This window comes from Microcystis sp. M53598_WE2, assembly GCF_030067735.1.
GTDB lineage: Bacteria > Cyanobacteriota > Cyanobacteriia > Cyanobacteriales > Microcystaceae > Microcystis > Microcystis aeruginosa.
Genome location: NZ_JASJFE010001020.1, coordinates 1 through 10762 on the forward strand (window position 1 = coordinate 1; position 10762 = coordinate 10762).

8 protein-coding genes and 1 pseudogene are annotated in these 10762 nt (G+C 43.6%); 5 read left to right on the plus strand and 4 right to left on the minus strand.

The genetic code is table 11. From position 1 onward, the window contains the following. The first annotated feature begins 84 nt into the window (after positions 1-84). From PX636_RS20960 to truB, 3 genes are all read left to right on the plus strand, one after another. On the plus strand, positions 85-1656 hold the full coding sequence (locus PX636_RS20960; protein ID WP_288118681.1) for a hydantoinase B/oxoprolinase family protein: 1572 nt from the start codon (positions 85-87) through the stop codon (positions 1654-1656). 121 nt (positions 1657-1777) lie between these two features. Then, a complete protein-coding gene (gene tsaD, locus PX636_RS20965) occupies positions 1778-2812 on the plus strand; it encodes a tRNA (adenosine(37)-N6)-threonylcarbamoyltransferase complex transferase subunit TsaD (protein ID WP_288118683.1) in 1035 nt (344 codons plus the stop codon). A 287-nt stretch (positions 2813-3099) separates the two neighbouring features. Beyond that, positions 3100-3981: a tRNA pseudouridine(55) synthase TruB gene (truB, locus tag PX636_RS20970; RefSeq protein WP_288118684.1), complete on the plus strand. Its 882-nt coding sequence runs from the start codon at positions 3100-3102 to the stop codon at positions 3979-3981. 114 nt (positions 3982-4095) lie between these two features. On the opposite strand, the gene PX636_RS20975 is transcribed toward truB, so the two are convergent. The 4 genes from PX636_RS20975 to PX636_RS20990 form a co-directional block, all read right to left on the minus strand. Then, positions 4096-4368, minus strand: coding sequence for a winged helix-turn-helix domain-containing protein (locus PX636_RS20975; protein ID WP_194018129.1), 273 nt, complete (start codon positions 4366-4368; stop codon positions 4096-4098). Positions 4369-4470: 102 nt separating this feature from the next. Further along, entirely contained in the window at positions 4471-5517 is a 1047-nt protein-coding gene (hisC, locus tag PX636_RS20980; protein WP_288118685.1) for a histidinol-phosphate transaminase, read from the minus strand. A 101-nt stretch (positions 5518-5618) separates the two neighbouring features. Further along, positions 5619-6839, minus strand: coding sequence for a (E)-4-hydroxy-3-methylbut-2-enyl-diphosphate synthase (gene ispG, locus PX636_RS20985; protein WP_052277721.1), 1221 nt, complete (start codon positions 6837-6839; stop codon positions 5619-5621). A 34-nt stretch (positions 6840-6873) separates the two neighbouring features. Next, on the minus strand, positions 6874-7788 hold the full coding sequence (locus PX636_RS20990) for an alpha/beta fold hydrolase (RefSeq protein ID WP_288118688.1): 915 nt from the start codon (positions 7786-7788) through the stop codon (positions 6874-6876). A gap of 205 nt (positions 7789-7993) precedes the next feature. On the opposite strand from PX636_RS20990, the gene PX636_RS20995 reads away from it, so the two are divergent. Beyond that, positions 7994-8563, plus strand: a complete 570-nt coding sequence (locus PX636_RS20995; protein WP_002797241.1) for a TIGR04376 family protein — start codon at positions 7994-7996, stop codon at positions 8561-8563. Between the two features lie 282 nt (positions 8564-8845). Then, positions 8846-10656 (plus strand): annotated as a pseudogene (gene lysS / locus PX636_RS21000) (lysine--tRNA ligase). The last annotated feature ends 106 nt before the right edge of the window (positions 10657-10762 follow it).

Below are 10762 nucleotides of genomic sequence, written 5' to 3' on the forward strand. Positions count from 1 at the left end.
CAGGAGGAGAAAAAAGACAATAGACAGCTAACTGATAACTGATAACTGATAACTGATAACTGATAACTGATAACTGACTTTCCTATGTCCCCTCTCAATTCTCACCGCACAGAAATAACTACCGTTGCCGATCCTATTTATCTAGAAATCTTTAAAAATCTCTATCAATTTATTGCCGAAGAAATGGGGATTACTCTCCAAAATACGGCAGCAAGTGTCAATATTAAAGAGCGCCTAGACTTCTCCTGTGCTATCTTTGATGAGGTAGGAAATTTAATCGCAAATGCTCCTCATATTCCCGTCCATTTAGGTTCTATGGCCGATAGTGTCAAAAGCTTAATTCAGGATAAAGGTGAGACGATTCGTCCGGGGAATGTTTATCTAGCTAATAATCCTTATAATGGCGGTACTCACCTGCCGGATGTCACAGTAATTAGTCCTATTTTTGACCGCCAAAATCAGGAAATATTATTTTATCTTGCCTCCCGGGGACATCAAGCTGATATCGGTGGAATTACCCCCGGTTCTATGCCTCCCCATTCTGTCCATATTAGCGAAGAAGGAATTTTATTCGATAATTTTTTGCTGGTAGCAGCGGGACAGTTTCGGGAACAAGAATTAATTAATCACTTAACTAATAGTCCTTTTCCTGCACGCAATATCGCCCAAAATATTGCCGATTTTCAGGCACAAATAGCCGCTAATGCCAAGGGGGAAAGAGAATTACATAATATGGTTGAGCGCTACGGATTAGCTATGGTTAAAGCCTATCAACAGTTCGTTCAAGATAATGCGGAATTAGCGGTTAGAAAAGCTATATCTGTCCTGAAAGATGGTGAATTTACTTATTATCTGGATAACGGTGCTGTCATCAAGGTCAGAATTAGCATAGATATTGATAATTGTCAAGCAACCATTGATTTTACTGGCACATCTGACCAGTTAAATAATAATTTTAATGCACCCCTAGCAGTGACAAGAGCGGCGGTTTTATACGTTTTTCGTACCCTTGTGGAGGAGGCAATCCCTTTAAATGCTGGCTGTTTCAAACCCCTCCATTTAATTATCCCGTCTGGCTGTTTTCTTAATCCCGTTTATCCAGCGGCCGTAGTAGCGGGAAATGTAGAAACTTCCCAGGCAATAGTTAATGCTTTATACGGTGCTTTAGGCATTCAAGCAGCCAGCCAAGGGACGATGAATAATTTCACTTTTGGTAATCAAGAATATCAATATTATGAGACTATTTGTGGCGGTTCTGGTGCGGGGGCAAATTTTGCGGGAACCGCTGCCGTGCAAACCCAGATGACTAATTCCCGTCTCACCGATCCGGAAGTATTAGAAATGCGCTATCCTGTGTTAGTAGAAAGTTTTAGCATTCGCCCCGATAGTGGCGGCAAGGGACAATATTCTGGAGGTGATGGTGTGATTAGAAGAATTAAATTTCAAGAGTCCATGACTGCTAATATTTTATCGGGTAATCGCCAGATTCCCCCCTTTGGACTAGCGGGAGGAAAAGCCGGTAAAATAGGACGTAATGCCGTGGAAAGAAACGATGGAACTATCGAAGAATTGTCCGGTACTGCGACTGTAGAAATGAACCTTGGTGATATTTTTATTATTGAAACCCCCGGCGGTGGTGGCTATGGAAATTGCTGAACGATAACTTTAATTAAGTACCTAAGCAAAATTAAGTAAGTGGTTATAATTAAATTAAAGATGGATCCCCCCTTAATCCCCCCTTAATAAGGGGGGTGTCTGACGATTTACTGATTAATTTATGACAATTATCTTAGCGATCGAAACCAGTTGCGATGAAACGGCTGTGGCTATTGTTAACAATAACCAGGTGTTGAGTAGTGTGGTTTCTTCTCAAATTGATCTCCATCGTCTCTATGGCGGTGTTGTGCCGGAAATGGCCTCCCGACAACACCTAGAAACCATTAATTTTTGTCTAGAAAAAGCTTGGCAAGAAACGGGTTTAACTTGGTCAGAAATTGATGGAATAGCCGCCACAGTTGCTCCCGGTTTAGTAGGTGCTTTAATGGTGGGAATGACGGCAGCCAAAACCCTGGCTATTGTTCACGATAAACCCTTTATCGGCATTCATCATCTCGAAGGTCATATCTATGCTTCCTATCTCGCTGAATCTGATCTTAAACCTCCTTTTTTATCTCTTTTAGTCTCTGGGGGTCATACCAGTTTAATCCATGTGCAGGCCTGCGGCAAATATCAACAATTAGGAACCACTAGAGATGATGCAGCCGGAGAAGCTTTTGATAAAGTGGCACGATTATTAAACTTGAGTTATCCGGGTGGTCCGATAATCGATCGCATGGCTAAAGATGGTAATCCGCAAGCTTTTCCCTTACCTGAGGGTAAAATATCTTTACCAACCGGCGGTTTTCATGCCTACGATTCCAGTTTTAGTGGTTTAAAAACTGCTGTTTTGCGCTTAGTAGAGAAATTCGAGCCAGATAATTTACCTGTAGCTGACATAGCCGCTAGTTTTCAAGATACGGTAGCCAGAAGTTTAACCCGTCGGACAATCAATTGTGCCTTAGATTATGGCTTAAAAACTATCGCAATCGGGGGAGGAGTGGCGGCCAATAGTGCCTTAAGAAATCATCTGGAAACTGCCGCCAAAAATCATCATTTAACCGTCTATTTTCCGCCGCTTAAACTCTGTACCGATAACGCCGCTATGATTGCTCGTGCTGCCGTTGATCATTATGATCTTGGTCATTTTTCTGACCTTTCTATCGGTGTTCGTTCCCGTTTACCTTTAAGCGAAGTTATGCAATTATATAAGTAGGGTTTGCGGCAAAAGGTTTTCGGTGGGGGCAGGGTGTGGGGTGTAGGGTGTAGGGTGTAGGGTTTTAACTATTTTCAGCATGAAGCCCAACGCCCGATCATGTTACGCTACCGCTAACCCATCCTATAAATAATTGCGCCTCCCTACTTAATACGTCAGATTTTTAGATATCAGCCGTCAGTATTCAGTATTCAGAATTGAGGAGATTGCTTTTATCTATTCTCCCCATCACCCCATCACCCCACCACCCCACTTCATAATTCATAATTCATAATTCATAATTTATAATGTTTGGCTTTTTAAATCTCAATAAACCCCCCGATTGGACTTCTCACGATTGCGTGGCCAAAGTCCGAAAAATTCTTAAGACAAAACGAGTCGGCCATGGCGGAACTTTAGATCCTATGGCTACGGGAGTTTTACCGATCGCCGTCGGGGCTGCCACCCGATTACTGGCCTATTTACCCGAAAATAAGGCTTATCGGGCAAAAATCCAGTTAGGACTCAGCACCGATACCGATGATATTACGGGAAAAGCGATCGCCACTTGTCCCTGGCCCGATTTAACTTTAGAGGCGGTTAAGCCCCATTTAGCGGAATTTATTGGCAATATTGCCCAGATTCCGCCGATGTATAGTGCTATTCACAAGGATGGTCGCCGTCTCTACGAATTGGCGCGCAAAGGGGAAATAATCGCAGTGGAGCCTCGTCAGGTCAAAATTGACCAAATTACGGTTTTAGGCTGGTTAGAGGGCGAATTTCCGCAAATAGAGCTAGATATTCACTGTGGATCGGGGACTTATATTCGTTCCCTGGCCAGAGATTTGGGCAAGGTGTTAGCTGTCGGTGGCACTTTAGCCAGTTTAACGCGCACGGAAAGCTGTGGTTTTCAATTAGCCGATAGTATTAATCTGGAAGCTTTAATGGCTAATTCCGAGGGTTTAATTTCACCTCGCATTGCCTTGGCACATCTAGACTGGATTTCTTTGACATCAGAAAGAGTTATCGATTGGTTTCACGGCAGAAAAATTAATCTCACCGATACAAATGTTATAATCGGTTCTCTGGTTGCTGTGGAGTCTTTAGAGGCTCAATTTCTCGGCATTGGTGAGATAGTTGTCGCAGAAGATGAATACTATCTACAGCCTAAAATAGTTATTCAGCAATAGGGGTAATAATTAGGGTCTGCTGAAAAAGTTTTTCGTGGGGACAGGGTGTGGGGTGTGGGGAGAATAAATAAAATAATCTCCTATCTCCTGACTCCTGACGACCGACTCCTAACCCTAACAACAGTTTTTGATTTTTACAATAGGTCTAGTATAGACCCACTGATTATGATTTTTTTTGGCCACGACTTTTTTAGAAGCGACCAAAGATTTTAGACAAAGATTGAGCATAGAAACGGGACGATTTAAGCGCTCACTCAATTCTTGAACTGTGATTCCTTGGGGATAAAATTGCATAAGTTCAAAAATTTGTGCGCTAGTATTTAATCCTTTTGTCGGACTAATAATCTTGATAGCCAAGGCTAGTAATCGGGAGAAACGACAGGCCATTAGACCCTTGTTTGTCGCTGCTTTGTTCCGATCGATCTAGCCTTTTTTTTCAAGAAGTTATCAGGGTTTAAAGTGTTAATAAAACCTTGACGGAAATAGAGATTAATTTGTTCCCATAATCTCTTGAATAGCAGATAAAAGACGATCGATTTCCTCATCAGTGCCGATAGAAATCCGCACATAATTCTGAATGCGAGGATGTTTAAAATATCGCACTAATATCTGACGCTCTTTGAGTTGATTATATAACTCACTGGCACTAATCTGGGGGGGAGAAGCGAGGATAAAATTAGCTTCCGAGTCAAAAACAATAAATCCCAACTCGCGCAGAGAAGTAATTAAACGGCCGCGGGTTTGACGGACTTTTTGCCAAACTTGCTCAAAATAATTATGGTGTTTTAAAGCTGCTGTGGCTAAAGTTTGAGCGATGCGATCTAAATTATAGGAATCACGCACCTTATCCATCTGTTCGATAATGGCCCTGGAAGCAAACCCGAAACCGACTCTTAACCCCGCTAAACTATAACTTTTCGACATGGTACGACTAATGATGACATTATCGTAACGGGAGAGAAAATCGAGATGATTGTCATCACTAAAATCCACATAAGCTTCATCAATTAATACCAATCCCGACGCATTAGCACAGGTTGCTTCTAAATAGTCGCGATCAAGATGTTTACCGAGGGGAGGATTAGGGGAAGCCAGAAAAATTAATTTAGCTTCCGGACAAATAATCGGTCCTTCCAATGCAAATTTATCATTAGTGGGAAATTCGATAATATTTGCCCCGTGTACCCGGGCAATTGTCTCGTAAAGGGAATAGGTTAAATCTAAAAAAGCGACGCTTTCGCAAGGGTTAACAAAAGTTCGCAGGGCGATATTAAGTATATCATCGGAGCCATTACCCGCGATTATCTGATCGGCTGCTATGCCGTATAATTCCGCCGCCGTTTGCCGTAACTCTTTGGAGATAGGATCGGGATAGAGTCGGACTTTCTCTAATTGCTCTTGCAAGTGGGCAAAAATTTCCGCCGGTGGGGGATAGGGATTCTCATTGGTGTTAAGTTTGGTAAATCCCGCGGTTTGGGGCTGTTCTCCCGGAGTGTAGGCGGGGGTTTGACGAACACAATCGCGTGTGGGTAGCATGAACTCTCTGGGGCGGCAATTTCTAGCAAGCTTTCTATTGTAACAAATCCTCGCCGATGATCGGGGGTTGAATCGATGTCAACCCCTACCGGTAAAACTAATTAAGGTTCTACCCAACGGCCATCGGCTTTAATTAAATTAATCAACTCGCTTACACCTTCACTTTCGGGGACGCGTTTAATTTCCTCGCGACCGCGATAAAGGGCAATATAACCGGCCTGTTTCCCCACATAACCATAGTCTGCGTCGGCCATTTCTCCCGGTCCATTGACAATACAACCCATAACGGCGATATCGAGTCCGGTGAGGTGTTGAGTCGCTGCCCGCACTTGCTGCAGAACATCTTCTAAATTAAAAAGAGTGCGACCACAGGAAGGACAGGCGACGTATTCGACCATGGTTTTCCGCAGTCCCAGGGCCTGGAGAATGCTGTAACAGACGGGAATTTCCTTTTCGGGAGCTTCCGTCAGAGAAACGCGAATCGTATCACCAATACCGTCCGCTAAGAGAGTGGCAATCCCGGCAGTGGATTTAATTCGTCCGTATTCCCCATCTCCTGCCTCAGTAACCCCCAAATGTAGGGGATAATCCATACCTAACTCGTCCATGCGCTTAACCATGAGACGATAGGTGGCTACCATAACTGGCACCCTGGAAGCTTTCAGGGAAACCACCAGATTGCGAAAATCGAGGGATTCGCAGATGCGGATAAATTCTAAAGCCGACTGTACCATTCCTTCGGGGGTGTCACCGTAGGTAAAGAGCATTCTTTCGGCCAGAGAACCGTGGTTAACGCCGATTCGCATCGCTTTATCTTGATCTCGCAGGGAAACTACTAAAGGTTTCAGGGTTTCGGCGATTTTTTCGCCAATTTCATCAAATTCTGCCTGACTGTACTCGCTGCGGTCGGCTTTCGGTTTCTCGAAAACGTACAAACCGGGGTTAATCCGCACTTTATCGACGTGCTTGGCCACTTCTAGAGCGATTTTCATGCCGTTGTGATGTACATCGGCTACTAACGGCACAGGTTGATAGGTGGCGAGCAGTTTTTCCCTAATTTTAGCTAAAGCGGTGGCGTGGGACAGACTCGGCACGGTGACGCGGACAATTTCACAGCCGATTTCATGGAGGCGACGGATACCGGCCACGGAACCATCTATATCAAGGGTATCCTCGTTAATCATCGACTGCACGACCACGGGATGACCACCACCGATGGTAACGCTACCTACCCGGACGGGACGGGTTTTGCGTCGGTGAATCGTGGTGTCGAATTCGGAGGCAGTTGCGGGGGGTTTGAGCGTCGATTCCAAGGTTTGCATAGGACTATCACCAACAATCACTCTCCCTATTCTCTCAAAGAACAGCAACAGATTCTAGCCACTCTAATAAAATTGGGTTAAAACGGTCAGGACATTCATCCTGTAAACAATGACCGGCCCGGTCAAATTCTACATATTTAATCCTAGGATTAAGGGAGACAAAACCCGGAGCTAACTGGACGGGAACCATGCGATCTTGTTTGCCCCAACACAATAAAATCGGGATTTCTAAGCGTGGTAAAATTAACTTTGCCGGTGGACAATATTCGGGATGATTGACAGCTTGTGCTAGGGAAATAAAGGCCTCAGCTGCCCCCTCATCTAGGGTTGGGGCGGCGATAATTTGTACTAATTCGTCGCTAACTGCTTTCTTGTCTTCGTAGGCGATTCCTGTCCATTTTTTCAAGACTTGCGGACGACGCAGATAGTAAAAAATCGGTTTTAATAGCCAAGGAGAAGTGAAAAAGTTTTCGATGGGAGTGACGATATTTAATAACCAATCGGCGATCATTTCCCGCCGACGGCTGACATCGGGTAAACTGAGCATAACTAATCCGGCTACCATTTCCGGGTATTTACCCCCTAGGGCCATACTAACTAAAGAACCGATCGAATTTCCCACTAATACCACCGGTCTATTGATAAAAGTTTGCCAGAAATCGTGTATTTGTTCCACCCAGAGATTAACGCTATAGGGAACCTGTACTTTGCGCGAACCACCAAAACCTAATAAATCTACTGCGTAAACTCGATGATTTTGGCTGAGGATAGGAATATTATGGCGCCAATGTTCGATCGCTGCTCCAAATCCGTGCAGTAAAATTAAAGGGGGATTATCGGCATCTTGGGGGTTTTTTGCCGGCATAAAACTATAACGAATCTGCCAACCGCGCCACACCCAATCCCGTTGATAACCGATGCGTTCTGTCCAAGCTGGTGAAGTTGTCACTTAAGTCAAACAATTAAGAGGGTTTCAGGAAATATTACTCTAGTTTTATTATACGGGTTTCCCCGTCCCTAACCCGCGGCTGAATAAGATTTTTGTACTACTTTTTCCAAATATATTTAAACCTAGGGTTGATCTAGCCTATGCTAAAAAGAGGGGGACTAAAATCGCTCCTAGACTTTAATTGAAAAATTAGGATATTGCACAGATGGGCAATCTATTTGATGATGTCAGTCGCTTTCTTGAAACCCAACTGGAAGAATTTCTCAGAAGTCATCCCCAATTAGAATTACAGGCACTGGTAGAACAACTGCGCGAACAGGAGCGCGATACTGCTAAACTGATTAGCGCCCTAGAAAATGAGCGTCAACGTCTCGAACAGCAAATTTTGGCCACTGCCCAAGATATCCAAACTTGGCACGCTAGAATTGATAAGGCTAAGGCTGCTGGACGGCAGGACTTGCTGAAGGCTGCTAGTGAACGCGAGGCGGCCCTATTTCGTCAGGGTAATCAACTTTGGGGACGGATGGAAGGGGTGAAAAAACGTCTGAGTCAATCCCAAGAGTTACTGCAACAGGTCCAACAACGTCGTCAAGAAGTGCAAATTAAAGCCGAAAAAGCCCCTAAAAATCAGTCCCGTGACTGGGAAACCACTTTTTGGGATCAACCCCAAGAATCGGACTATCAGCGCTCGAACTACGATAATCTCGATCTAAAATTTAAAGAATGGGAAATGGAAGAAGAATTGAAAAAATTAAAGCGAGAAATGGGACGATAATTTTTCAGTGAGCAGTGAACAGTAAACAGTAAACTGATAAGTAGGTAGGTGTTAAAAATTGCCAGACACCCCCCTTATCAAGGGGGGATTAAGGGGGGATCGGCACCCCCCTTATCAAGGGGGGATCAAAGACAAAATCTATCTTCAATTTAATTGAAACCACTTACTTAACTGTTTACTGATAACTGATAACTGATAACTGAAATCCCTAAAACCCTAAAACCCCAACACCCAACACCCAACACCTAAAAAATTCCCCAGAATTGTTCCTCTTAGAAAACGATGGCATCTCAAGCACAAAATCCTGAAAATCAACCCTCCTCTACCCTCGAAGAAATCCGGGACGCTCGTTTAGAAAAAGTGGCAGGATTGCAAAAAGCTGGCTTAAATCCCTACGCTTACCAGTGGAAATCTACCGCTCACGCTCAACAACTACAAGAGCAGTACGCTGACTTAGCACCGGGGGAAGAAATTAGCGCTGAAGTAGCAATTGCTGGTCGGATTATTGCCCGAAGAATTCTGGGTAAACTAGCCTTTTTTAACCTGCAAGATGAAACGGGAACGATTCAATTATACCTCGATAAAAAACGCATTAGTGAAACCATGGCCGCCGTGCCGAATGCCTTTAACACGGTGATTAAACTGACCGATACGGGGGATATTTTAGGAGCAAAAGGCACAATTAAACGCACAGAACGCGGGGAATTATCTATCTATGTAAACGAGTACGAAATTCTCACCAAATCCCTCTTACCTCTCCCGGATAAATGGCACGGTTTAACCGATGTAGAAAAACGTTATCGACAAAGATATGTAGATTTAATTGTTAATCCGGAAGTGCGACAAACTTTTCGCCGTCGCGCCCAAATTACCGCTGCCATTCGCAGATATTTAGACCAAGAAGGTTTTATTGAAATTGAAACTCCCGTGCTACAAAGTGAAGCGGGAGGAGCCGATGCTAGACCGTTTATCACCTATCATAATACGCTGGAGATGGAGTTATATCTCCGCATTGCCACCGAGTTACATCTAAAAAGATTAATAGTGGGTGGTTTTGAAAAAGTCTTCGAGTTAGGCAGAATTTTTCGCAATGAAGGGGTTTCTACTAAACATAACCCCGAGTTTACTTCCATCGAAATCTATCAGGCCTATGCCGATTATTATGACATGATGGAGTTAACCGAAAACATTATTGTTAACGCTGCACAAGATGTTTTAGGTACGCTGAAAATCACCTATCAAGACAGGGAAATTGACCTAACTCCTCCTTGGCGACGAGTGACTATGCACGAATTAGTCCAAGAAATAACCGGGGTTGACCTTAATAGTTTTGAGGATTTCGAGTCGGCTCGTATTGCCGCAGAAAATGCCGGCATTGGCGTTCCAGAGGACTGTAAAACCATCGGTAAGCTATTAAATGAAGCTTTTGAACAAAAAGTCGAAGAAACCCTAATACAGCCCACTTTTGTGCTAGATTTTCCCGTGGAAATTTCCCCTTTGGCTAAACCTCATCGCTCAAAAACTGACCTCGTGGAAAGATTTGAATTATATGTGGTTGGACGGGAATTAGCTAATAGTTTTTCTGAGTTAACCGATCCCATCGATCAACGGCAAAGATTGGAAGCACAGGCACTCAAAAAAGCGTCTGGAGATTTGGAAGCGCAGGGAGTTGATGAGGACTTTTTAACCGCTTTAGAATACGGAATGCCCCCCACGGGAGGCTTAGGAATTGGCATCGATCGCCTGATCATGTTAAGCTAAACGGCGCTTAACCTGCATGATCCAATAGCTATAACCCTTTTGGAGTCTATATCGGTGATCCGAAGTAAAAGCCGTTTAGCTTATTAACCGATTCTGCCAGTATTCGCGATGTGATTGCTTTCCCCTTATTAAAAAGTCAAAGTACAGCGATTAAATCTTTTGACTACGATCAGGACAAAAAAATTCTGAAAGTGGAATTTAATCACGGTGGTATCTATCTTTATCATGATCTACCTTTGGCAGTATATAAAGATTTTCAGTCCGCACCATCGAAAGGACAGTTTTTTGTCGGACAAATTCGCGATAAATACAGTTTTGACAAGGAATTGTAAAAGTTAGGGTCACTTCAGTTATCAGTTATCAGTTATCAGTTATCAGTTATCAGTTATCAGTTATCAGTTATCAGTTATCAGTTATCATTCATGATCCCTTCTTACC

Bases quoted from the DNA above. Each gene is read 5' to 3' on its own strand.
- PX636_RS20960 (WP_288118681.1), top strand. From the start codon at position 85: ATGTCCCCTCTCAATTCTCACCGCACAGAAATAACTACCGTTGCCGAT.
- tsaD (WP_288118683.1), top strand. From the start codon at position 1,778: ATGACAATTATCTTAGCGATCGAAACCAGTTGCGATGAAACGGCTGTG.
- PX636_RS20995 (WP_002797241.1), top strand. From the start codon at position 7,994: ATGGGCAATCTATTTGATGATGTCAGTCGCTTTCTTGAAACCCAACTG.
- hisC (WP_288118685.1), bottom strand. From the start codon at position 5,517: ATGCTACCCACACGCGATTGTGTTCGTCAAACCCCCGCCTACACTCCG.
- truB (WP_288118684.1), top strand. From the start codon at position 3,100: ATGTTTGGCTTTTTAAATCTCAATAAACCCCCCGATTGGACTTCTCAC.
- PX636_RS20975 (WP_194018129.1), bottom strand. From the start codon at position 4,368: ATGGCCTGTCGTTTCTCCCGATTACTAGCCTTGGCTATCAAGATTATT.
- ispG (WP_052277721.1), bottom strand. From the start codon at position 6,839: ATGCAAACCTTGGAATCGACGCTCAAACCCCCCGCAACTGCCTCCGAA.